General features: G+C 43.8%; 20 protein-coding genes. 5 read left to right on the top strand and 15 right to left on the bottom strand.

Features of this window, described 5'->3' with window-relative positions:
* The first annotated feature begins 356 nt into the window (after positions 1-356).
* On the top strand, positions 357-2,381 hold the full coding sequence (locus IX91_RS16985; protein WP_038197272.1) for an alpha-amylase: 2,025 nt from the start codon (positions 357-359) through the stop codon (positions 2,379-2,381).
* Between the two features lie 45 nt (positions 2,382-2,426).
* On the opposite strand, the gene IX91_RS16980 is transcribed toward IX91_RS16985, so the two are convergent.
* The 10 genes from IX91_RS16980 to IX91_RS16935 all read right to left on the bottom strand — a co-directional run bounded on the left by IX91_RS16980 (position 2,427) and on the right by IX91_RS16935 (position 15,716).
* On the bottom strand, positions 2,427-5,162 hold the full coding sequence (locus IX91_RS16980; protein ID WP_004747723.1) for an Ig-like domain-containing protein: 2,736 nt from the start codon (positions 5,160-5,162) through the stop codon (positions 2,427-2,429).
* A gap of 66 nt (positions 5,163-5,228) precedes the next feature.
* On the bottom strand, positions 5,229-7,646 hold the full coding sequence (locus IX91_RS16975; protein ID WP_004747722.1) for a CBM96 family carbohydrate-binding protein: 2,418 nt from the start codon (positions 7,644-7,646) through the stop codon (positions 5,229-5,231).
* A 124-nt stretch (positions 7,647-7,770) separates the two neighbouring features.
* Positions 7,771-7,989, bottom strand: a complete 219-nt coding sequence (locus IX91_RS16970) for a hypothetical protein (RefSeq protein ID WP_236642954.1) — start codon at positions 7,987-7,989, stop codon at positions 7,771-7,773.
* A gap of 100 nt (positions 7,990-8,089) precedes the next feature.
* Positions 8,090-8,854, bottom strand: coding sequence for a LysM peptidoglycan-binding domain-containing protein (locus tag IX91_RS16965; protein WP_236642952.1), 765 nt, complete (start codon positions 8,852-8,854; stop codon positions 8,090-8,092).
* Positions 8,817-9,905 (bottom strand): hypothetical protein, encoded by a 1,089-nt coding sequence (locus IX91_RS16960; protein ID WP_236642950.1) that lies wholly within the window; start codon positions 9,903-9,905, stop codon positions 8,817-8,819. The genes IX91_RS16965 and IX91_RS16960 overlap by 38 nt, the downstream gene beginning before the upstream one ends.
* On the bottom strand, positions 9,871-10,584 hold the full coding sequence (locus tag IX91_RS16955; protein WP_004747716.1) for a fimbrial biogenesis chaperone: 714 nt from the start codon (positions 10,582-10,584) through the stop codon (positions 9,871-9,873). Before IX91_RS16955 ends, IX91_RS16960 begins: the two co-directional genes overlap by 35 nt.
* Positions 10,571-13,390 carry a CS1-pili formation C-terminal domain-containing protein gene (locus tag IX91_RS16950; RefSeq protein WP_004747713.1) on the bottom strand — a complete coding sequence of 940 codons (2,820 nt, stop codon included), beginning with the start codon at positions 13,388-13,390 and terminating at the stop codon, positions 10,571-10,573. The genes IX91_RS16955 and IX91_RS16950 overlap by 14 nt, the downstream gene beginning before the upstream one ends.
* Positions 13,387-13,905: a hypothetical protein gene (locus IX91_RS16945; protein ID WP_236642948.1), complete on the bottom strand. Its 519-nt coding sequence runs from the start codon at positions 13,903-13,905 to the stop codon at positions 13,387-13,389. The genes IX91_RS16950 and IX91_RS16945 overlap by 4 nt, the downstream gene beginning before the upstream one ends.
* Positions 13,906-13,994: 89 nt before the next feature.
* Positions 13,995-14,561: a hypothetical protein gene (locus tag IX91_RS16940; RefSeq protein WP_004747710.1), complete on the bottom strand. Its 567-nt coding sequence runs from the start codon at positions 14,559-14,561 to the stop codon at positions 13,995-13,997.
* Between the two features lie 228 nt (positions 14,562-14,789).
* Complete coding sequence (locus IX91_RS16935) at positions 14,790-15,716, bottom strand: XRE family transcriptional regulator (RefSeq protein ID WP_236642946.1); 927 nt, start codon at positions 15,714-15,716, stop codon at positions 14,790-14,792.
* A 265-nt stretch (positions 15,717-15,981) separates the two neighbouring features.
* Between IX91_RS16935 and IX91_RS16930 the strand changes: the two genes are divergently transcribed.
* The 4 genes from IX91_RS16930 to IX91_RS16915 all read left to right on the top strand — a co-directional run bounded on the left by IX91_RS16930 (position 15,982) and on the right by IX91_RS16915 (position 21,267).
* A complete protein-coding gene (locus IX91_RS16930) occupies positions 15,982-17,160 on the top strand; it encodes an HD domain-containing phosphohydrolase (protein WP_004747706.1) in 1,179 nt (392 codons plus the stop codon).
* A gap of 51 nt (positions 17,161-17,211) precedes the next feature.
* The gene (locus IX91_RS16925) at positions 17,212-19,245 is read left to right on the top strand and encodes an MHYT domain-containing protein (RefSeq protein ID WP_004747703.1); all 2,034 of its coding nucleotides are present in this window, start codon (positions 17,212-17,214) and stop codon (positions 19,243-19,245) included.
* Entirely contained in the window at positions 19,226-20,350 is a 1,125-nt protein-coding gene (locus IX91_RS16920) for an HDOD domain-containing protein (RefSeq protein WP_004747702.1), read from the top strand. The genes IX91_RS16925 and IX91_RS16920 overlap by 20 nt, the downstream gene beginning before the upstream one ends.
* 116 nt (positions 20,351-20,466) lie before the next feature.
* Entirely contained in the window at positions 20,467-21,267 is an 801-nt protein-coding gene (locus IX91_RS16915) for a Cof-type HAD-IIB family hydrolase (RefSeq protein WP_004747701.1), read from the top strand.
* Here IX91_RS16915 and gloA2 read toward each other — a convergent pair.
* The 5 genes from gloA2 to IX91_RS16890 form a co-directional block, all read right to left on the bottom strand.
* A complete protein-coding gene (gloA2, locus tag IX91_RS16910; protein ID WP_004747699.1) occupies positions 21,264-21,650 on the bottom strand; it encodes an SMU1112c/YaeR family gloxylase I-like metalloprotein in 387 nt (128 codons plus the stop codon). The two genes, IX91_RS16915 and gloA2, sit on opposite strands and share 4 nt — an antisense overlap.
* A gap of 8 nt (positions 21,651-21,658) precedes the next feature.
* Positions 21,659-22,087, bottom strand: a complete 429-nt coding sequence (locus IX91_RS16905) for a VOC family protein (RefSeq protein WP_004747698.1) — start codon at positions 22,085-22,087, stop codon at positions 21,659-21,661.
* A gap of 42 nt (positions 22,088-22,129) precedes the next feature.
* Positions 22,130-22,666 (bottom strand): GNAT family N-acetyltransferase, encoded by a 537-nt coding sequence (locus IX91_RS16900; protein WP_004747697.1) that lies wholly within the window; start codon positions 22,664-22,666, stop codon positions 22,130-22,132.
* Between the two features lie 80 nt (positions 22,667-22,746).
* Positions 22,747-23,916, bottom strand: coding sequence for a MerR family transcriptional regulator (locus IX91_RS16895; protein ID WP_004747695.1), 1,170 nt, complete (start codon positions 23,914-23,916; stop codon positions 22,747-22,749).
* Between the two features lie 73 nt (positions 23,917-23,989).
* A complete protein-coding gene (locus IX91_RS16890) occupies positions 23,990-25,477 on the bottom strand; it encodes an Lcl domain-containing protein (protein ID WP_004747694.1) in 1,488 nt (495 codons plus the stop codon).
* Between the last annotated feature and the right edge of the window lie 5 nt (positions 25,478-25,482).

Raw genomic sequence — 25,482 nt, 5'->3', positions numbered from 1 at the left:
GTTAAAGGTGATTAGAATTTAGTTTCGGCTGAAAAACTTTGCCATTTGTATCAGTTATGAGAATAAAAGGCGCCGTCATTGCTTAATTGCTTAAAATTCACTCACTATTTCTACAACAACAGTTTTCACTGCGGTTTGAGGGTTATTTTCCAAGTTTGAACCAAGATCAACTTCTATCGACGCTATCAATAATCCTTACTCCTCCCCTAGCAATAAGGAATGTGATGAACATCTTTGTTTAAGGCGTAGACGCTGGGAATGATGTCGTGTGTTCGAAGCTCAGTTAGGGTAGTGGGGTAAAAAAATAATAACCTCAAGGATGTAACGTGAATAGTCTGTTTAAACCCAACCCAATCATGCTCTTAGCTTTATTAAGCGTACCTGTAGTAGCGAGTCCAACTTTAACTTTATCCACAACAACCACCAGTCGCGATGTCCCACTATCAGCCTCTGAACCCGCGCTCATGACACTGAGTAAAGAAACGTATCAACTTACCGTATCGGGGATTGATGGCAACTGCCCTGTGGTTGAAGGTCAGAAAGTCAGATTTCGTCGACCTTTGTCACTTAACTGCGGAGAAGATACCGTCCTGCCACTGAAAGTCCGTTTCGGTGGCGACTACTCGTTTGCCTTCGATAAAGAGAACAACACGCTGACCATTGCGCGTGAAGCAAAGAAGAGCAAACAGACATTCAGCCGACCTATCCCTGATGTAAAATGCGAAAAGTACTCTGGTGAAGAAGTTACCTTGAATCTAGGCGATACATTCACCGATGGCGAAGAGCTTAAAGATGCGTTAAGCGGGCAAGTTGTGACTGTTGAAAATGGCTCGGTCACCATCACACCGTCGAAACACAGCGGCGGTCTAGTTCTACTTGAGCCAACGAGTCCTATTGATAAGCCCGAATTTAGCTATAAGAACGCCAATATTTACTTTGTGATGGTCGACCGATTCAACAATGGAGATACCAGCAATGATCAGAGTTACAGTCGACAGAAAGACGGCAAACAGGAAGTTGGTACCTTCCACGGTGGCGACCTAAAAGGCGTGATTGAAAAGCTCGATTATATAAAGAGCCTAGGTACAGACGCGATTTGGCTCTCTCCGATTGTTGAGCAAGTACATGGATTTGTTGGTGGCGGCGAAAGTGGCAGCTTCCCATTCTATTCTTACCACGGCTACTGGACACGGGACTTCACTAAAATCGACCAAAACTTTGGTAACGAACAAGACCTGAAAACCTTGGTTGAGGAAGCACACAAACGCGGCATTAAGATCCTACTCGACGCCGTCGTTAATCATGCGGGTTATGGCACACTTGCAGATATGCAGTTTGATAACCTAGAGGTGGTCGATCGTTCGAAAATGCCAGAGCAGTGGGCAAAATGGACTCCTGAAGAAGGTCAAAACTGGCACAGTTTCAATAGCGCCATCGACTATCAAAGCAAGCAGTGGCAAAACTGGTGGGGCCCAGATTGGGTTCGCGCAGGTTTACCGGGCTATACACAACCCGGTAGCAGCGACACCACAATGAACTTAGCAGGCTTACCAGACTTTATTACTGAATCAACAAAACCAGTTACACCTCCTAAGTGGCTTCTCGACAACCCAGATACCCGCGTTGTCGCTAAACCTGACTACACAGTGGCTGATTACTTGGTTGAGTGGCAGTCGGACTGGGTAAAACGTTTTGGTATTGATGGTTTCAGAGTCGATACAGTAAAACATGTTGAAGGGGACGTTTGGCTTAAACTAAAACAAGCCGCAAGCGAGAACCTAGAGCAGTGGCGCAGTGAAAATGGTAAGTCTGGGCAACCGTTCTGGATGATGGGTGAAGTATGGGGGCACTCGGCTTACCGCTCACCGTATGCGGATCAAGGTTTCGATGCGCTGATCAACTTTGATATGCAGAAGAAACTCGATAAAGGCGCAGCCTGCTTTAGCCAGATGCAAGACGTCTACCAGAACTACGCCGATTCAATGCAATCTGCCCCTGACTATACCCCTGTCAGCTATATGTCATCCCACGACACAGAGCTGTTCTTCAACCGCTTTAAATCTTTCGACATGCAGCGTAACGCCGCTAATGCCCTGCTCCTAAGCCCTGGTGCTATTCAAGTGTACTATGGTGATGAAGTCGGTCGAGAGCTTGGCCCATACGCAGACGATTTCCACCAAGGGACTCGTTCCGATATGGTCTGGCAGCTCGACGATAAAAGTAAAGCCTTACTTTCTCACTGGCAAACCGTTGGTCAGTTCCGCCACAACCACCCTGCAATTGGTGCGGGCAAACATCAGCCAATAGACAATGACAATGCCTATGTGTTCTCTCGAACACTTGGTGAGGACAAGGTTATTGTGGCGTTTGTGGGAAAATAACGAGCTTATAGTAGAACGCCTCCCTAATGGAGGCGTTTCATATGCTTATACACCGGATTCGGTATCTTCTCCGAAACAATGAAAATACAGCTTTGTACTCTTATCGTAATTAGGTCCTTTTACCCATTTCCCATTTTTCTCTATATACGTGACGCCATTGTTCGTGCCAGTGACGTAATAGTTTGTCCATAGATGTTTGTTTTCATGGTTGTGCACTACTTTACCTCCGTGTGTCAAGCCTGTGGGAGACTTGTTGCCACTATATGGGCCGTAATAGCCATTGTAATCCTTACAAACTTCATCTGCTTTTTTCCAAGTTGCAGGACCATGTAATGGGGGTATGCCAGAGGAAACCATTGAGGCACTTACAGACAGGCCATTGTATTTCGCCGTTACCGTCCCATCCCCGTTACCAAAACCAATCACCTCTCCTTTATTCTTTGAGTAAGTTGCTCCAGAGTTGCTCCAAGTACCAGAGCTGGTAACACCCACCCAGTTATGGTCATCATCTAGATATTCAAGCTTGAAATACTGTCTTTCCCCCGGTAGAACACTCGCACTGGTCGGTGAAATACGTAGCTGGTTTGTAAATACATTAACCGGATAAACCGTTGCTGTTTGGGTAACTTCTCCATCCTTAAATGACGCATGAATAGTAACGGTACCTGCGGCTTTTCCTTTTACAACGCCATTACTATCTACGTACGCTTTATTACTATCAGTAGAGCTCCAATCTGTTGAGTTAGTAACAAGCTTGGATGAACCATCACTATAATGCGCCGTGGCGACTAATTGTTTGCTAGCACCGACTTTAATCTCTAACGAATCGGGTTCCACAACCAATGCAGTCAGCAAAGGTTTTACCGTGATCAGTAAACCATTTGAGTGAGCCCCACTTAAACTTGCGCTGACCGCAGCCATACCAACTTTAAGCGCATTAATTTCCCCTTGCTGATTGACAGTTACCGTTGAGCTTTCGCTGGACTGCCAGTTTGACTGATTGGTGATATCTTCACTGTATCCTGATTGATAGGAGCCTATCGCCTGCAAACTAGCGCTACCTCCTTGATATAGAGTTTGCTGACCAGAAACCATTATCTCTGTCAGAGTATCATCAATAAAATTGGCGACTGTCTCTAGCGTTTGTGAGTAGTAGTTTACAAATACGTTGAACGGCCCTTTTGTACCACTACTGACATTGAATGTAGCCAGACCACTTGCGTCGGTTAAGCTACCTTGATGGTCAAAGTGCAAGGCACGACTGTCTGCATAGGCATAAACCTGCTGATTGATAAGTGGTGCGCCGTCTTTACCAACTACCTTAGCTTGAACTTGATCGAAGTCCCCTTCACCATGATGGGTAATATAGGCCTTATCTTTAATGACTTGAGCGGATAAATCACCCGGATACACGCACGTTGCAATAAGTGGTGTTATTGAACTGGAAGCGGTAAGCACACCCGTACTCATATCAATCGCTTGGTAGCTGCTTGCCGCTTGTGATGAGGATGTCCAATAACGGGCGACAACAGGCCAATGATCGCTGCTAGCAATATCAGGCTTCGCAGTAAACAGAGCCTCCATTTGCTCGCTGGTCGGCAGCACCATTCCACGGCTTAAGCACAGTGAACTGGCAGTATTGTGGTCAAACAGAGTGATGTCGTAATCCGTGCCATTGATAGCTTCCGTTTCTATGCCTTGGTAGTACAGCTGTGAGACATCAGCACTCTGTTCTTCCCAAGGCGCTGTGTATCTCTGGCTATTGGCTAAGACAATATCCTGCCAAGGCTTGGCAAGCTCAGCGACCGTGAGGCGAACTGTAGCAACCGCAAAGCCTCCATTATGGTCTGTCACATAATAGCTGACATCATAAGAGCCGGGGGTTTTAGCCGAAAATGTAAAACGCGTATTCGAGGGGTCATTTTCATCGGCAACGAATACCTGAGCGTTATAGCTGTAGACCTCTGTTAATTGCAGTATGTCGCCATCAGGGTCTTGGATATGCTCAGCCACGTCAATCGTAATTGTCGACTCAGGCAGTAGGTCTTCTGGTCCAGAAAAGTTTTCCGCAGTTGGCATGCCATCCAGTCTCTCTGATACGGCGATATCTATGTAACCTACCTTTACATTATTACCCTCAACGCTGGTCATGGAATAGATCAGCCTTGACACCCCGACTTCAGAACCTGCTTGGAATTGAATCGTATTGGTTGAGACATCAGCAGAGGCGCTTCCATCACCAAGTACTACAATCTGTTCATCAAGCCCATAGTTTGCTGGAAAACTAGTCGCGAGTTTTTCCTCAAGCGAAATTGATAAACTATCATTGACTTGAGCAACCTCAGACAGAGGTGGAATTACCGAAGATGTCATCGTTTCGCTTAATAAAACGTAGCTGCGACTCGACACAGTTTTATCAAACTGCGGAGTATCTGAGTGGTTTTGAACCACATATTGATACAAACAGGTCTCTGGTGTGCTCTTATCAACCTGAAAACTCATGGCCTGTGAATCAAACTTCGGGTCTTCACAGTCACTGCTTAAAGATGTCACCGATTCTAAGCTTAATGGTAATCCGGCAGGGTCACTGACGCTGTTTTTAAGTGAAACCTCATGACTGGCTCCATCTTGCAAAGAGAGTTGAGCAAAGTTCTCTACAGCTATAGGCGAACTAATATTATCAATATCTGTGACGCTTTGGGGTTCACTACCACCTTCACCACCACAGCCATGAAGCAGTAATATTGTAGACAGCAAAACAGATGAAAAACTTCGTTTCATTGGAAATTCCGTGCATTAATGGAGTCAAAAATGATCAGTCTTCAGACCGATATAGCGGGGTAATCATTAAGGTTGAAAAATCAGTTGCGGTGGGAAGCCGCCTTCTTTGCTAAAAAAGTTCACATTGGATTTTGAACCAGCAGCACCAAAGTCATCTAATACCAATGATAAGATCCCATTGGAAGGTGCGGAACTGACCAACTCAGTAACATCCCACTCGATCCAATGATTCACGTCATCGTGGCTAACAAGAGTGCTACTTCCTTTTAAATCAACATTTGGAATAGTCGCCCAAGTGATATTGCTTTCCGTCCAGTCACTAGATGCCAACCTTGAAACAGTAATGCTTCGTTGATAATCAACGTTCATTCCCCTTAGGCAAACCCTTAGTATCGCCCTTCCTTGCCGACTTCCAACCCATTGGTGTAGATCGAATTTCAACACCGCTCTTCGGTCATAGCTCTGTACTTGATCTGATTTCAGTTCAAGCACAGTGCTACTCCCAAAGTTAGTTTTACTATAGCTTCCACCTCGAACAAATGAGTCTGCCTCTACCTCTAATGGAACCCGAACCTCCATTGAGTTAGAAGTAGCTGCATCTTGCTGAGCCGTCACTTGGGTAACTCCCGGAGATGCGGCATGGGCAATCCCCTTATCATTAACTGATAGCACACCTTGTTGAGTAAAATGCCAAGCCACCTCTTGCGTGATGTTCTTGCTAGTGCCTGATTCAAACGATCCTGTTGCTTCTAGCTGTTCATCTTCGCCTAGCGTCAAAAACTCAGGACCAGAAAGAGAAATGCTTAGCACTAAGTCGTCGATAAAGTGCACCAATGCCGACTTTGACTGTGAGTAGTAGTTAACCAAGACATCGAACTCACCACTTAGCGCACTACGCACTTTAAAAGAGGCCTTGCCTTCACTATCCGTTAGGGCTGATTGGCTTTCGAAGCTTAGGTTTTCGTCATCACTAAACGCATAAATACGCTGCCCGGAAATAGGAGAACCATCTGTCTGCTTGGCATACGCTTCCACTGTGTTGAAATCGCCATCAGCGAGCTCGGTTTGATAAGCGTTGTCTTTACTCACTAAAGTTGAGAGCTCACCAGGATAAACACAGGTAACGATTAAGGGGTTTGATGTCGGTAATAGAATCTTAGCACCGCTACTCATATTAAAACCGTACTGCTGATTAGCGGTGGATTTACTGGAACTCCAATACGCTACAGAGGTAGGCCAATGATCAGAGTTCGCGACATCAGGTCGTGCTTGAAATAGCGCTTTCATCTGCTCTAAGCTCGGCAATGCCATACCTCTAGACTGGCATAAAGCTTGAGCCGCATCCGCGCTAAACAGAGGAATGAGATATTCTGTCCCATTGACGACTTCAGGCTCGGTTCCCTGATAGTAAATACCCGCGATATCGGCACTACTTTTCTCCCACGGCGCTGTATAACGAGCACCGCTCGCTAGCACAATATCGTTCCAAGGAAGAGGCGGCTCAGACACCACAATACGTACCACGGCTACGGCGTATCCGCCTCTATGATCCGACACATAGTAAGTCACGCTGTAATTACCAGGTTGAGAAGCCAAGAAGTTAAACTTTGTGTTGTTAACATCAAGCGGATCGGTAATCGCGACATTAGCGTTATAGGCATACACGTCGGTTAGTTGCAGCGAGTCGCCGTCAGGATCACTAACCGAGCCACTCACGTCTATCGTAATATTTGTGTTTGGGTATAACGATTCTGGCCCCGCGATGTTTTCCGCAATAGGCATACTGTTACCCTCTGAAGAAACGGCAATATCGACATAACCCGCTTTCACATTGTTACCATCGTCGCTCGACAATGAGTAAATCAAACGGGTATCTCCGGGTGTGCTGCTTGCTTGGTATAAGATCGTATCCGAACTAACATCCGCACTCGCCACTCCGTCTCCGAGCAGCACAACATCTTGGTTTAATGTGTAGCCATCAGGATAAGTGGAGCCCAGCTCCTGCCTAAGAGCAATGGTTAATTCAGAATCTACTTTTACAGACTTCGATATCGGGGGAATTAGCGAAGAATCTGTTTCGTTACTGAGTAACACCACGCTTTCGGCACTGGACTCCTTATCTAATTGCGGATTTTCTGGGTGGTTTCGAACCACATAGCGGTATACACATGTTTCAGGAATAGACTCAGCGACCGTAAAAGATAAGTGATGTTTATCTACAACTGGCATACCACAAGACTGACTAAGAGGTTCAACACGTTCTAGTGTTAACGGCAATCCCCGAGGATCGCTCACATGCCCTGCCAAAGACACAACATGCTGGCTCTCATCGAGCAAAAACTGCGAGTAGTTATCTGTTACTACAGGAGAACTGACCGCTTCTTGGTGTGAGCTTTGTTCATTCTGCTCATTCGTTTCTCCCCCACATCCAAATAACATGAGTGGCAATAAATAAACAAATAATCGTTTGTTGTTGAACCGCATAACTTTCTCTTATTCCAGAATAAGCTTGTATTAATCTCCTAAATAAAAAGCGATAAAAGCCCGCCCATTAAGAGAGTTACCTCTTATAGGAAAATAATTCGTCTTATTTAGATAAATTAAGTAATTAAAAGTAACTCTTTTTAAATTCTTCAATATCACTAATGATATCTGAGTGTAGAAACTCAGAAATTGAGTTTGCTTTGATGAGCATTCTACTCACCGTTTGCTGGCTATCATTAATCTTAAACATTGAAAAGCCTTCATTTTCATCATCGTAGAAGCAAAAATAGCTAAACCCTTTTCGCCTAACATGAAAGTGATTCAGGTGCTTGATCTTCAGCATGTTTAACAACTCTTTTTCGCTGCCTCTCTTGAGACATGCTGACTGACTACCCATCCAAGCTTCCTCCCTTGTTGTGTGTTTAAACCCTTAGAGGACGTTGCTATTTAAGGTAATAAATAGTATCTCCAGGATAAATTAGGTCTATATTTTCGAATTTGTTGTTTTCTATTAAATTTGATAATGGGATATTATATTTACTGGCAACTTTAATTAACCAATCTCCCTTCTTAACAGTATATTTGTGTCGCTTTATTAATGGCTTGTCCGGTTTATTGTCTAAATCATGCTTTTCTGATTGAGGAGCTGCTATTGGAACCTCGACTTGTAGTGGTGAAGTATTCGGTTCTTCCCACGTCTTAGAATGATCGAACGCAATGCTCAGCCCAGTGTAAAACTGGTCTTTATTCACCTCCGTGTTATCAAAGCTAAAGCGATACCCTGCCAAGGCGGTGATATTACCCAGCAGCTGATACTTTAAACCGTAGTCAACAAAAGCTGAGCGGTACGCATAGCCTGTTCCCAGCTCTAAATTGAGATCCTGCGTAAGCTGAAATTGGTGACTCACACCTACGGAAAAGGTATTTCGATGATAGCCATTAGGTGCTGGGTTTGTCTCTCCTGCAATATGGAACTGCCCACCCGCTTTAAGACGAAAGTCTTCCCAGCTATGAACGGCATCTATACCCAATGTCGTTGTGTCCCCGAAATAAACCTTGCTTTCGAACTCAACGGGCCAAGAGATATCGTCCAATGACTTTAATTCTTCTGCCTTCAAACCATGAGAAGCTGCTAGTGCACACACCAATAAACTCATGGCTGGAGAATGCTTACAGGTTTTCTTCAAAATATACGGTAAATTGGTCATAGTAATTGCCAGTCGTTAAATCATCTGCAGAAATATTGTCGTAGTGAACATTAAGCATCAGGCTTACCGTGTCCCCTTCTCCACCTACGACCGTTTCTCTATTGTTTAAGTTGAGCTTTCCGTTGCTGACAAGCGAAGTATCCTCGCAGGCATTACAATCGATGCTATATGGAATTGGTTTAGCACTGCCTTCATCAACATAGGCTAAATTAAAACCATCAACTTCATTCTCTGGGAAGCTTAACTTGAGCCCATTGGTAAAAAAGCCATGAGCCGTTATTAAGTAATCGGTTTGTCCTGAAGCCGTTAACTTCTTCTGGTCATACTTTGCTGGCATGATCCCACTTCCGCTGACTTCAATATTGGCCAAATTTGCCGCCTCGTAGCGGATAGACAATGTGACAGGTACACCGTTGGTACTTCGATATGTCCAACTCCCCGTAGGAGAGCGAAAACCATATGCAGGGCGAATCATGACTGACCCGGTGTATTGCCCACTGCTTACTCCCGCTTCACGTAACGATTGAGCTATGTCAGAGGTTTTTATTAATGGTCTAGCAAATTGAAAGGGGGTAAATGCCGTCGCCGCTTTATAGGTATTACTATTGATACAAAAACCGATGCCTGTATCCGCCAGTGTAACCACTCCACCCTCACCCATCGCGGTTTCACATACTTTATAACTGCCGTTAACAGGCTCTGAGCCACCGAAGTGAGCGCTCGCTTTACCTAAATTGTATTGAATACCGACAACCTGAAAATCAAGATCAACGCTCTCGCCTGTTTCATTGTTCCTCAGTTTTATTGTACTGACCGACTGCCCAAGAAAAGTCCCCGGAACCCACTCTGCTGTTGGCTGTAATCCGGAGAGTGGTTGCCAATTAGTCGACGTTAAATAACCACTTTGGTTGTATGCATTGAACCAAGTTAGCCTATCACCTTTCACAAGGCCGCTAATCGTTGTCGCCTCGGCACAAGGCAGTAGCAACAGGCAACTGAATAGGCACAACGCTAACTTATAGAGTGATGGTCTCGTTATATGACTGATCATGGTTACCTACAATAACTTTGAGTGATTCACGGTAGAGTTTGTCTGACAGCTTGATGGTTTTACTGCGCCCTGCTAAAACGTAATAGAGCGCTCGGCATCCTTTTTGATCCATACTGAATTTATCGCAGCTATCAATTTTAACTTTGATGAAGGTGTTACCTGTATTCCTAACAGTTAACCGTTTGTTTTGTTTATCAAAATTAATGTCATAATCCACATCAGACTTCAGTGCAGGAACAATGTAATAAGGGGCTATTCCAAAACGGATATCGAGTTTATTCTGGTTTTCCGCATCAGGAGAAACCACTGGTGTAAATCTGACCTGATAAACATTGTCATGGCTGCGGTCGCAATTTCTGCGGCACAGATATCGAACCGAAAAGTTGCTCGCCTCGCCTGAGTGAAGAATCGCCTTAGCCGGATTAACAGCAAGATCCCACAACATAAAGTTATCTTTATTGAGAGGAATTTTTTTTATTTGGTTGTGTTCAACCACAACTTTTAAAACCTCGGCTTTCAAATAGATAGTTTCTTCTTCAGAGTTAGAAACGGTAAACATACCGTTTCCTTTTTCATTACCAGCTAGCATCAAGGTATCTACTTGAAAAGCCCAAGTATTAGCAGCAAACAAATAGAAGGCCGTAGCGATAAAGCCTGATAGCAAGCTATTGAATTTCATTGGATATCTCCTGTAGAGAGGCGTATGGAACATGATCTGACTCTTCCAATGCGTAGGCACTGAATTCATCAATAAATTGAATTTGGTTACTGGCGAGCTGCTCTTGAGCCTCGATAAATACGAAGGTGTGCTCTCCAACTCGCTTTTTAACAAACACAAGATCCTGGTTAGTTAATTGCTCTTCATAATGCTCGATAACAGATGATTGGGAGAACTCTCCAACATAGTAATAGAGTTTGTTGTTTTGCCCTTTCGCTATCTGCTGCCCGTCCTCCAAGTCAAACTGAGGCATACAGAAATTGGTACCTAGGTTGTAACTCGCGTACTCATCAGAATGGGGAATAACGCATCGTTGTCCGCGACTGACAAGCTGGTACGGCAAACCTTGGCTGATTTTAAACTTGAACACGCCTTGGGAAAGTTCTTCAACATCAAGACAACCCGCGCCTTCACATTTCACGTCATCTACAGCATTCCCTTCAATATCGGTAAATACTGACAAGTAAGATTTAACACTATGCAAATCAACATCTAACTTAAGAATGGTTCCCGGATAGCTACTCGATTCCGCATAGGATTCACCAGTATTGTGATAATCACTCGCCGCTTCATCTAATGCGACTTTGTACTCTCGATAAGGTTTAAATGGGTAGATCACCGTATCTTCATCGACGAGTACTTGCCCTGCAGGGTCATCGTTACTTTTAATACGAGCTACACTCACAAATTCGCTTTCGTCACTAAGAGAGTGGAGCTCCTGATCAGGCTGTAGGTTTTCAATGATTAGGTAGCTATCAGCCGCTCTATCTGTCATATAGGTATTGTCATTGGTCACTATCGTCGAACCTGAGAAAGCCGCAAATACGTTGTAGTCACCTTCTGTGTCCAAGTAACCGTAACTGCTACCGCTTAAGTGCTGATCGTGATATCCCGCAGACAAAGTCGCTTCACCAATGGTCTCAGATGGAATCGCTTCACTATCACTATATCTAAAGCCTGCTTCGCCACTTAGAGACACGTTATCATCGGTCTCAAATTGATGATTGATGGTAGCTCGGTGGTATTGGTACCCATTACTGCTGGTGCTCGCGGCATAATTCATTGATGAATGCGTACCTAACGGTACAGAGAAGTTAACGCCAAACATCCACTCATCATTCATTTCACCACTTAGCGCATCGGTAGATTCTGAATAGGTTGTATTGATATCGATAGTACTGTGCCATAAGCTCGAAAATGTATAGCCAGCCATCACTGATTTATAATCATCAAATACTTCTTCATCACCGAATTCGTAATAAGTACCGCCCCTCTCGCTTGTGTAATTGGAGTAGCTAGCGTAGAAATTGCCAGAACCTAACTGATGGCTATAGTTCGCTGTAAACTCCTGAAAAGAGCCAAAACCATATAGGTAGTTGGAAAGGTCATATTTTAGTGGGCTGGTCTCGTCTGTGAACTTACTCCACGTAAAAGAGGCTTTACCTAACGTCAGTTCAGATTGAAGATAACGACTGTCATCACTAAAGGTGCCTGCTAACGCGTTAGCAGCGAGATTTCTATCTACATCAATTTGAATGGCGGCGCGCGCGTAATAATCTTCCGCTGTATTCAGCACATCGCCCCCAATTAAAACTGGATCAGTAATTCGGTTTGTTATGCTTGCCTGAACAAAGCCATTGTATTGATATTCTTCAACATCATACTGATCTGTTGCTACCTCATCAGCATCTTGTTTATACATAGAGCCTGCCGAGAGTTGATAGTCAAAACTACCTGAATTCAGTGCATACTTAGTGGCATTGTAAATTTTTCTGACCTCGTGATAGATAACGCTATCACCAGAGACAACTTTAATATTGAGGACATGAATTCCTTTCGGCAGCGAACTATATGAAATGTAATTCTGACCAGCACTTACATTTTTCTCGAGTACAGGTTCACCATTTCTACGAGTGACTATAAGTCGCCCAGAAGAAGGGATAGAGAAGTAGAGCCTTTGATCTGAATCTCGGTTTTTGAATATCAAATCAGACGTTGAGCCTAAGTCAAAACTAACAGCATCTATCTGGGTATGTGCGTCTAGAATCGCGCTGCTGTTCCAGTAGTAGTCAACAGAACTTGACGTATAGCCGAAACGAAAGCGGGTGTCTTCCTTCGCGTAGTTGTAGTTTAACTGATCAAAATAGAGGTCATTGTTACCAGATGCAGAATGATTGCTAACGTTGAGATCACTGACAAAGTAACCACCAAAAGCGCCTAATGTCGACTTGTTCTTATAAAAAGCATTAATGTCACTCTCAGAGCCCATATTGGCGTTGAACTGGTGGTGCATCATTAGTGCATTTTGATCCACTGCGTCATCAATGTAATGGCGACCCGATTTTCGCTCCGCCATTTCTGAAGTCGGAATGACAACACGCACGGTTGCCTTATCTTTGATGACGACATATTGATATTGTAAAGCGCCGCTAATAACGCAGTTTTCTCTCAATCCTTTACAAAGTTCACTGGTTGAAACCCCGTCCATAAGGTCTGTCAACACATGTCGAATCGCGTGTGATTTTAGATACTGTTTAGAGAGGAAACTCTGGAGAGCATCTCTTTCATTTTCATCAACTTTTACGCTATCGTAGCCTAAATCAGCCATTAATAGGACAGAGTCACTATCGTTGATCATAAACTTGGTTTGAGCACGTTCAGATTGGATCAAGTCTTGAAACTCTGATGGCGTTTCTGAAGCGAAAACAGCCAGTGGAAAGCATAGACAGACTTTCGATAGCGCTCGATAAATATTATTGAAAGTCATAGCGATAGCTCTGCCTCAATGCTAATTGACCCTGAGCAATTCAGCATTGTCTCTTTAATTTTCTGGCTTTTAAGCGTCAAAATAGCTTGGCCTGTTAAGTTTCCTGCCTCTGTTGAAGGGGACAATAACAAAGCACTAGCAGGCTGTGTTTGGTCAAACGGATTGCCGTCAATCAAAAGGTTAATGAATCCTTCCTGACTGACCGAATCGTCACTACTGCGACGGCAAATAGAGCGATTTTCCAGTAAGTTTAGGTTATATCCAAATCCCATCGACGATTCAGAATTTGGAATATCTGAAACAATATCTAACTGAACATTATGATCCAAAAATACTTTTGTCTCTTCGTCGTACTCAAGTAAAAAATTAGACTCTTCAGGAAGAATCTCTAATGTGTATGGGTATATTTTCCCTTTATCTATATATGTAGAGACATTAAAACTCTTAGTTATATTTTCCGCACAGGCAGAAAAATTCACCAAAGAGAAAGATAAAAATAACATTGTATATTTCATTTTATATATCATGAGCATGACAATAAGCTGCAGCAAAACTGCAGCTTATAAAACAGCCAAAGTATTATCGGTTCTGAGTAATAAGTAGGTTAGATTTTACCTACGTCTGGTTCTGCGGTAATGTTGGCTGTAACAATGATTGTTTCACCAGGAACCACTCCTGTGACGGCATCTGTATAACTTGTCGTTACACCTACGATGTTGTCTCCAGCAGTTGTTTTATAAGGTGTGCCCGACACTACATCCGTACCATTTAAAGCAAACTTAAGGCGTGTGCTATCATAGTCACCGTTACCCGTTGAGCTCACGTTTGATGAGACTAAATTCCAATTCACATCCTGATCATAAAGTGTGCTTGGATCAGGCGAGTAGCTGCCATCACCGTTATCAATTGTTGCATGAGCCTCTACAACAATTGCTTTGAACGACTTAAAAGTACCGCTGTTGGCCACTTTTATTGTGCCATCCATAATGTCACCACCGCCTTGACCAGTCAGTGCGATATCTTTAGAAAAGAACGAACCACCGACAACGCCTTGCCAGTTTAATTGCGCTTGCGCGATACTAGCAAAATTATCTGCGGCAAATACACCGCTGCTCATCACGCTTCCGCTCAATAATGCAATGGCAATAGCCGACTTTTTTATTTTATTCACTTAAATCTCCTAGTTATAGAATCCAATAACATTATTTGACATAAATAACAGTATTAAATAATAAGCAATACTTATTCTGTTAATAGAACAAATAACAAGCGGAGATTTTAACCACTTATCAAAGAACAACAATAGGCATGCTATAGATATACAACGTGCCAAATGCCTAGTTTGCAAAGAGAAATATATTTTAGGATTTATTTAGTCTTGTAGCGAACGGAATGAAACTTAGATAAAGCTATTGTGTAACTGCTCTGCTTCAGAGCGCATAGGATGATAATGTTTGAACAGAGCTATCAGGTACTCAGATGACAACAAGCGATTAATATCCACCATCATAATTGCTTGTCGGTATTTCTTTCCGCCGATAATAAACTCGCCCGCACCACCCTCACCTTCGCATGCAACTACGGAAAAGCCTCTATGACTGTAGTAGTTATATGCAGATTGAGTGACTATTCGCATCGCAAAGTACTGAATGTTCGGATTATTAATTGCAGTAACGACCTCGCGGTAAACGTTATATAAGCGCAAGCTAGGTGCTTCAAAAAATCGGCTACTACTAAACATAACCAGATCGTTATTCTGCTCTTTATTGCAAGTTTTGCTGTAATCTGGTGTGCAGTTTGATTGCTCCATTTGTTGGCAAAATTCTTCATATCTGAAGTAATACGCGAGATAGTGGCCAGCTTTAACACCATTATTGAAGTAAGTTCTAAATTCCCCGCGCTTGTCGGCAATCAAATCATCAAAATCAAGTCGAAACATATCACTATCAGGAACACCAAACTGCTGATGCATACCTTCTATTTCGTTTAGGCAGATCTTGAGTTCACCCTGTGACAGCGACTCAAACTCACTAACTTGGTAGCGGTTAGGCTGATGCTCACCGTATTTAAGTCGATTCGAGAAACTGTAAACGGATTCATATCTATCATAGAAAATCTTTCTCAGCTCTTTGAAGTCATTTTCAACGTGCTGAGCCAGTAAAAACTCCGAAAGATCGTCATTGAAGAAGCGCGTAATCAGTAACTGCTTGTATCGAGAAGGAGAGGTATTCCCTCTCTCCCAACGGCTTACTGTCACGTTATCAAGCGACTCAAAGGCATTTAATCGGAACTGCTTCAACTTTAAAACCAGTTCAGATTGAGTCAACTTTCGTTCTTTTCTCTTTGATTTAAGATAATCCGCAAACATAATTGGAACCCAACTGATAAACCTCGTTAGCCTATCACTACTCTCGAAACTTTTTGAAGCGACTGAATGTCAGCAATCAGCAAAATAAAATGATGCATAAGGATAATTTATCTAGCTAAACTCTCATTTCATTACCCCAAGAGTTACATGTTTATCAATAGAACTTGATAACTCACTGTATGTACTAAACTTAACCTTAAGTGCAACTACATGAGTATAAGCAATGAAGAAGCCAGTACTCTTAGTCGATGATGAAGTGAACATCCTTAATTCGTTTCGTCGGACTTTGAGAAGTCATGTCGATATTGATCTTGCAAACAGTGGCGAGCAAGCACTCGAACTCATCGCCAAGAAGCAGTACGCTGTGATTGTGTCTGATATGCAAATGCCTGTCATGAACGGACTTCAATTGCTGCAAGCCGTAAAAGAAAAGTCACCTGACACAGTACGCATGATGTTTACCGGTAATGCAGACCAACAAACAGCGGTCGATGCCGTCAACTTAGGTGACGTATTTCGTTTTATTAATAAGCCATGTACACCGGAACAACTACTAGGATTTATAAACGCTGCCATTCGGCAATACGAGCTTATCGTTGCAGAAAAAGTGCTGCTTAATAAGACGTTAAAGGGCGTCATTAATGTCCTGAGCGATGTTGTCTCTCTTGTCAGCCCTGAAATCAATGACCGCAGTAATAAAGTTCAATTCCATATGCAGCAGTTAGGTAAAGCGCTTAACCTAAAACCTCATTGGAGTTTTGAGCCTATGGTTCAGTTGTCTCAACTCGGCTTTATTATTTTTCCCCAAAGCACCTTAGAAAATATTGGTAGTGGACAAGTCGTCACTGAAGAAGATCGTCAACTCTTCGATCAACACCCTTGCCTTTCCTCTGATTTACTCAAACAAATCCCTAGGATGAGCGGGATCGCTAAAACTATTCTCTACCAAGAAAAAGGCTTTAATGGAGAAGGTAATCCTATTGATGACGTTGAGGGAACCGACTTACCCTACGGTTCAAGAATGCTTAAGGTTGTCTGCGACTATATAAAACTTGAAAGTGCTGGCTACACCATCCCTGATGCCGTTGAGCAACTCGACAACCAAGATCACCTTTATGACCCAAGCATTCTCAGCGCTTTTAAATCGACGCTCGATTTTGAACCACCAAAAATTTTCGTCGATGTCAGCTTCCTAAATCCCAACATGATTATTGAGCAGGAGATTCGAACCAACCGTGATCAACTTATTGCAAGAAAAGGGCAGAGAGTGACTCAAACTTTGATGAATATCGTGCACCACTGCCTAGAGAACAAAGCGGTAGCAGGGGAAGTCTGGGTAACCATGATAGAGCCAGAAGAGCACCAACAAACCGAGAGTGAAGAGAAAGCGCAGAATTTTTAATCAGCGCCTTAATGAAATAACTAACAACGTAAACAAAGGACAGGTTGGGCTATGGTAGAGTTTTGGCGATTTAAATCCGTTGACTTAGCGGATTACAGTTTACTCCAAGGAGAGTTTCATTACTCTTTGGTTTTGCTTTCCATTCTGGTCTCTAGCTTAGCCGCTTACTCTTGCTTGATCGTCATTGAGCGAATGTGGAGTTCTAATGAGGCGAAAACGGTCAGCTTGTGGCGTTTATTTGGCAGTATTGTATTTGGCCTTGGTGTCTGGGCAATGCATTTCACAGGCATGTTGGCGTTTATGGTGCCTGCGCAAATGTCCTATCACCCTGGTATAACCGCGTTGTCCTTTATCCCACCAGTCGTTGGCGCTTACTTCGCGTTTCAAGTCCTTTATAGTCAACGATTCTCACTATTAGATATTCAGCTTAGTGCCCTATATTTGGCACTAGGTATTGGTTCGATGCACTACCTTGGCATGGAAGCGATGCAGATGGACGCCTTGATGGTCTACGACTTCGTCTGGTTTGTTCTCTCTATTCTGATTGCTTTTTTGTTTGCTTGTATCTCAATCTATATGATTAAACTTCGCAACCGCCATTATGGAGAGAACGTTACTCATCGCGCCTTAATAGCTCCTATTATGGGTCTATCGGTCGCTGGTATGCATTACACCGCTATGGGCGCAGTCAGCTTTTACGCCTTATCCGATACTCCAACCATACATAACCATATGAGCGACGCTCATAATATTGCTTTGATCGTGGCTCTATTTGTGCTGCTAATCTGTGCTGCAACATTCGTCGCTTCTATTGTCGACCAGCGCCTCCAACGAGCAGAACATTCCATTGTCGCCAGTAAGCTGCGTGAGCAAGATATCCTGAACAACCTTGCCGACGGTGTCATTATCGTTGATCAAGAAGGCATCATAGATAGCATTAATGACATGGGATTAAGGATGTTCGAGTATGAAAAGGAAATGATCGTTCACAAGAACATCGAAGATCTAATGCCAACCTTTGATAAAGTCTCGTTGCGAAATTGTGCCAACAACGACTTAGAGCACCGAAGCAACCTAACCACTGAAGGGATTAAAAAAGATGGTCGCTCGTTTCCCATAGAAGTAAGCCTTTCTGCACTCTCAATTCGCAATGAAGAGAAGGAACTGTTTAACTGTGTTATCCGAGATATTTCGATGCGTATGGAACTTGAACAGCAGTTAAGGCAAGCTCAGAAATTGGAATCAATGGGACAACTCGCCGCTGGTATCGCTCACGAGATAAACACACCAACTCAATATGTTTCAGACAACACGATCTTTTTAAAAGACGCCTTTCAAACCTGTCTAAACACCATCAACCAGATTACACAAACCATTGAAAAGTCAGGAGATGAGTCTGTCGATACGCTAAAAGCACAGATTAAAAGCGAAATTGCTGAAGGCGATATGGACTTTATCGCAGAAGAAATCCCGCTCGCTCTGGATCAGTCCTTAGAGGGGCTGCAACGCATTAGCCGGATCGTAAAAGCGATGAAGTCTTTCTCACATTCGAGTAACCACGAAATGCACCAAGTCGATATTGCTGAAGCCATTGAGTCGACCATTACCATTGCACGCGGTGAGTGGCGCTATGTTGCTGAAGTAGAGACCAATTTTGACTCTAAATTACCTGCTATTCCTTGTTACCGTGATGAATTTAACCAAGTAATGCTTAACTTCATCATTAATGCGGCTCACGCAATCGAAGAAAAGTTTGGTCGCCAAGACGGCTCTTTGGGCACGATCAAGGTCTCAACACATTTCGAGGAAAATACTGCTCAGATTCGCATCCAAGACAATGGTACGGGTATACCGAACAATATTATTGACCGGATATTCGATCCTTTCTTTACCACAAAAGATGTTGGTAAAGGAACAGGGCAAGGGCTTAGTTTAGCTTACTCAGTTATCGTCGATTTACATAAAGGAGCAATTAGTACCAACAGTACTGTTGGAGAAGGAACGACATTTACAATTTCACTACCGTTAGACAACGTGAGCGTTGGCACTGAAGAGAGACTAGATAATGAAGCTGCTGCTAGTTGATGATGAACGCATGATCCTGAACGGATTAAAGCGAGCCCTTTTTGGAACTGGATGGAAAATATTTACCGCAGAAGGCGGTGAAGAGGCTTTGCAGTTTCTGGAAGAGCATGAGGTCGATTTAATTATCTCAGACATGCTTATGCCGAAGATGAACGGTGCTGAACTACTTGAAGAGGTGAGTAAAAGGCACCCAGGTATTATACGTGCATCATTGTCCGGGTATTCGGATCCAGATGTCACAATAAAAGGCGGTTTTTTCGCCCACCAAGCTTTTATGAAACCTTGCGATCCAAGTGTCATCAAGGCGGAAGTCCAGCGTATTGAAGAGATTCTTGAATTGTTCCCTGATCGAGTGATTCAAAATGCAATTGGTACGATTACATCGCTGCCAGTAGCGCCCAAGCTGTTCTTTGATGTTAAGCGTACCTTAATGGATCCCAACTCCTCGATGCATGATGTGGCAAAGCTCATTAGTGAAGAGCCGGCAATGTGCGCTAAGATCATTCAGATATCTAATAATGCCATCTTTAGAGGACGCAAAGAGATCAAGAGTATCTCTGAAGCAATCACTCGTTTAGGTGGCCAAGTGGTTACCAATATTATCGCCATGCTTGAAGTCTATTCTGTCTCCATGAATGAACCGAGCAAGCCATTGGAAAAAATTCAATCGCACAGCCTTAAAGTCGCAAAGCTCGCCTCAACCTTAGTTGAACCGGATCTCAAAGATACGACTTTTCTAGTGGGTATTCTTCACCGTATTGGTGAATACGTCAGAATGAAAATAGCCCCAGATTTAATGAGCGCGTTTCTAAATCCTAGAACCAAAGGCAACGATAAATCGCACTTAGAACACTACCTGTTTAAAACCAAATCAGAGCAGCTTGGGGGATATCTACTGCACTTTTGGGGCTTTCCTTTGCCCATCATTGAAGGGGTCTTAAACCATGATGACCCAGAAAAGCTAATGGAGTCTGATTTTAGCCCAGCCTGTGCGGTGTATATCGCCAACTCTATTTTGAGTGGCAAAGCCGTCAATGAGGAGTTTGCTGCCCACTTTGATTTAGAGAGTACACTTGCCGTTTTAGAACAGAATCATCAGGTTTAATTAGCCACTCACTATCGGTGATTTCATTGTAGATTGATTTAAAACACTTGAGTCGTCACAAAAGTCAGGTAACTTATCGTTTTTGCAAACAGTCCGAAGAGACGACATTAGCCACTATGCCGACACCTGATATAAAGTTCGTAGCCACCGATATGGATGGCACGCTTCTCGATGAAAATAGCCAACTCAATCCAGAGTTTTTTAATCTATACCAGCAAATAGAAGAGAAAGGCATTATCTTCGCTGCGGCCTCTGGGCGACAGTACTACAGCCTAATGGAGACCTTCTCACCAATTAATGATCGCATGATGTTCATTGCTGAAAACGGCACATTGGTGATGCACAAAGGTGAAGAATTGTATAGCTGTGAGATCGACAAACCTTCAATCAAATCAATTATTGAGGCAGCTAGAGGCATTTCTGGCGCGCAAATTGTTCTATGTGGCAAACATTCAGCGTATATCGAAACGCAAGATCAGCAAGCGCTTGAGGAGTTCGCTAAGTATTACCACAAGTGTCAGTATGTAGACGATCTGCTTAATGTAGATGATGATTTCATCAAGGTCGCTATCTGCCACTTCGACGGTACAGAAGAGCTGGTTTTCCCTACTTTCGACCAAGCGTTTGGTCAGACCCATCAAGTGGTTGTGAGTGCCAAAATCTGGCTCGACGTGATGAACGCTGAAGCTTCAAAAGGCGCTGCGATCGAGCACCTACAAAACACGCTCAACTTTACTCACGAGCAAACCATGAGTTTTGGTGATTACCTTAATGATCTAGAGATGCTTAAGGCGAGCTATCATTCATACGCAATGGATAATGCTCACCCTAAGATTAAAGAGATTGCACGCTTTCAGGCGCCAAGCAATCGTGAGGCTGGTGTGTTTACCGTCATTCAGCGTGAACTACTAAGCTAATCTTGATAAAGCTCTAACGGTAAGCCGTCAGGATCTTTGAAAAAGGTAAACGGCTTACCAGTAAACTCATCAACTCGAATCGGCTCAACTTCCACATCACACTGCATCAAATAAGCGGCGTACTGCTCTACCGAATCAACGCTAAATGCCAAGTGCCTTAAACCCTGCGCTTCTGGACTGGTTGGCCTTGCTGGCGGGTTAGGAAAAGAGAACAACTCAATCTGTCCCCCATCAGGCAAAGCAAGGTCAAGTTTGTAGGAATCCCGCTCGGCGCGGTAGTTTTCAGCGATAACGGCTAACTTCAGAACTTGGGTATAGAAACGTTTTGAAACCTCGTAATCAGAACAAATAACCGCAACATGATGTATTCTTTTGAGCTCCACGAATCCCCCTATTCAATAACCAGTGAGCCGTCTTGATTGAACTGCCAAAAATCGGCGTAGGCCACTTCCCATAAATAACCATCTGGATCAGAGAAATAACCGCTGTAGCCACCCCAGAACACATCCTGTGCTGGTTTTTCTAGCTTGGCTCCTGCACTGACCGCAAGCGCTAACACATCATCCACTTCCTGCTTTGAACGGGTATTGTGTGCGAGCGTCACCCCACTAAAGCCCTCTTTGACAACCGCCATATCCGGCGAAACATCTTTTGCTAATGCATCTAACGGATACAAAGCTAAGCACACGCCACCCGTTTTGAAAAAGATGATCCCCTCTTCAGGATTTTTGGAGGAAGGAAAACCTAGCTTGGAATAAAACTGATATGAGCGTTCTAAATCTCGCACCCCTAAAGTAATTATGCTGACACGTGGTTCCATGGCTTGTTCCTTAACCTGTGATTGACGAGCAGCTTTAAGTATCTACCAAAGCGCAGGATTATTAAATCCTTCTACGCATGTTGGGCGACTTTCAAGCGCTTGAATCATCTCTGAAGATAATGTCTGCACCATCCAACCATGAGGGAAGCTCAGTGTTAACGGTGCCTTAAACTGCTCTTCAGAGGTCGGATTGAAACCTACTCTAGTGTAAAAGTTTGGGTCACCATATGTGAAAGCTAACTTCACACCTTGGCTGCGCATCGCCTCTAAACCATGACGGATTAATGCTTGCCCAATACCCTGTCCTTGATACTCAGTGCTAACCGCTACCGGTGCCATCAAGAAGCTTGCGTGTTCCTCCGCAAAAGCAAGACGAGTAAATAGAATGCTCGCAACAATCTTTTGTTCATCTCTCGCAACAAAAATCGCGATGTCTTGCTCTGGTGTCGTCTCTACTAGTGTGTTCACTAGAGTGCCAATAACTTTTCCTTCCTCTACGCCTTCAGAGTCTCCAAAGGTTTTAGTGAATAACTGAATAAGTTCGTCTGTCTCTTTCGGATTAAATAGACCGTAGTTCATAGTGTGTTCCTCTTTAAAGTTTATGCACGCAGCTTAAACTGTAAAGCGGTAGACAGGTCAACACTGACTGATCAAAAAATTCACCCTGTTTTAAGAATAAATATCTGATAATTGAACTCACCATTGCGGTTGTCATAAGCAGAGATCTCGCGGTTCAAATCCGCGAGAGCAGATGAGCCAGCTAACTCGTGCGCGAGCTCATTCACCCGAGCTTTTAGCGGTTGGTAGTAGTTGTCCCAAGCTTGATCACTGACAGGGAATGAATCTACTAACGTATATCCAGCTCGCTTTGCTTGCCGAATGCGCGTCTCTTCAGTGGTCATATCGGGGTACTCTTTGTGCCAAAATCTCATGGCATCGGACGATGGCTCCTCTACACTCCATATCAAATCACTCAGCACTAGATAACCGTCATCGGACAAGAGATGTCGCCACTCCTTAAAAGCATTCTCAACTCCCATAATGTAAGCACTGGTCTCGCACCAAATCAGATCAAACTGCTTAGATTCAAATGGCAGTTTCGCCATATTGGCGCACACGGTAGTCACACGTTTTGTTTCACCGAGTTGCTGCATAATTTGATTAATATTCTCTAGTGCATACTCTTCGTTATCGACCGCTGTAATGTGCGCTTGGGTATGCTCTAGCAGTGTTCGGGTCGCAATGCCCTGCCCGCAGCCAATTTCTAAAATATGCTTAGGTGAAAAGGGCAGTTTCTGAATCGCTGAACGTGTATCTTGTTGGCTTCCCGGTCCCCAACACGTCAGTTGGCTGAAAACCCGATCAAAGTCTCGCATATAGCGATCATGTTCATTCATATCTTTTGATAACCATTTCAAACGCATAGCCTGTTTCTCATCAAAACCTTGTTTGATCAGCCAGTCTAAATGCGCATCAGGGGCAAGTTGGTCGAGGGTATCGTGCCACTCGCTAAGAGAACTTTCGCCTAATAACGCGGCAAGCAGTTCGCGGGACTTTTGCTTTTGCGAGATTTCTAGATCGAGCTGATTCAGCCTGTCTTTCAATAAATCACGATTGATTTGTGCGTCTAAACAAGCCTGACACTCTTTCAGCGTCAAACCACCAGCCTGCAATTTTTGCAGCAAAAGCAAACGCTGGAGATCTTTGTCACTATAGGAGCGATAGCCGTTCGCTTGTCTCGCTCCTTTAATAATGCCTAGCTTTTCGTAATAAAGCAGAGTGGTACGAGAAATACCCGCCCGCTCTGCTAATTGAGAGATCTTGTACATCCGTCCATTCATAGCTTCTAGTCGATATCATTAACTCTAAACTATAAAGCTATAGACGGGTCAAGTAAGCTCGCTATTTTCTGCTTGGCATCTCCGCTTGGGTCAAATAGCCATCATTGTTTCTATCAAATCGGCTGAAATCTTTTGCCAACTTGCCTTTTGCTTCAAGGCGAGAGATTTTCCCGTCACCATTTCGATCCATGCGAGAAAAGTGTCCGTTATTCGAACCAGCCATATTTTGTTTGCCTTTTGACGACATAGAAGAAGCGCTACCACCATTTTGGTAACTTTCTGCTGGTCGCTTCACTAAAGCTGGCTGCTGAATAAATTCGACACCACCACCAGCTACACATCGAACCATGTTATCAATTCGAATCGCGTCTCCCTGAGGGCCATGTCCAGTCGGGTATTGACTCGCGTCTCCGGTTTTAGGATCACTACGCTGAGAACCCGCACCATGAACATCAATCCAAGCATTGCGCATGTAACCTAAGGATGACCCGAAGGCGACATACGCACCATGCCCGCCGTTTCTCATATTTTCGTGAGTCGTGCTACTCCAGTAGTTCGCGTAATCCTCGCGCTTTGCTTCACTAGTGATCGCAGTCGTATTGAAAGTTGGATCAATTGCCGCGCTGTTACTTGTGGCAGGCGAACGCGTGTAATCAACGATAGATTGCAGTTCCTTCACGCTTGGTAACCTCCAGTCACTCCTGCCCGCCAGTTCAAGGTTTTCACAGTAGGCCAACGCTTGAGGAAAATCCATCTCCGACTGGCTATCAGACTGCTGCCAGATAAGACTCGTTGCACTATCAGTGATGGTACCGTTGTTATTGTCTACAAATTTGTTGAGGCCGTAATCTGGGTTACCGCGCACGGCGAGGACATAAAAGGTTTTGTCACCGCCGCGCGGACTCGCAATGCCATAACCCTTAATCCGTCCATCAATAAAATTAACGCCAAACACCGTTTCATCTTTGTTCATGGTGGTAGAAACATACTTGGTGCTCGACACAAACTGACTGTCAATCAACCTTTCGCCTGAATGAACATCCCCCGCATTCATATCGAAGTATCTCGCATCAAGGAATGGGACCATCTTAACAGCGCCTGACTGATTCACACCACTTGGGTCTTGACCATCAAACAAAATCAAAGAATAGAGTTCTTTAATAGAAGGTAAGCGCCAATCACTATAACCACCGTGATTCAATGACGCGACGTAATCCATAGCATCGTCATAACTCAGCTTATCTTGCGCATCTATCTTACCATCGCCATTGAGATCGGTTGACTGTGTCCACATAAGACCCGTCACGTTGTCACTTACAGTACCATTACTATTTTTGGTGTAGCTTGGGGTATTGCCTTGATATTGAGCGTCTTGTCCAAAAGTGTCATCAGAAGAAAAGGGACAAGAGCTCAATGTGTTTCTAAGCCCAAAACATTGGGTTTGGTTGGTATCTACTATCGGTGTGGTTAGCTCGTTTGCATTAGCCGCACTAGACCATACGGCGAAACAAGCTATAGCTAACAAACTGTTTATTGGTGCATTTTTCATTGTCG

Source organism: Vibrio tubiashii ATCC 19109 (genome assembly GCF_000772105.1).
Lineage (GTDB): Bacteria > Pseudomonadota > Gammaproteobacteria > Enterobacterales > Vibrionaceae > Vibrio > Vibrio tubiashii.
Note: the sequence above shows the minus strand (reverse complement) of the source record. Positions and strands in the feature narration are given on the sequence as shown.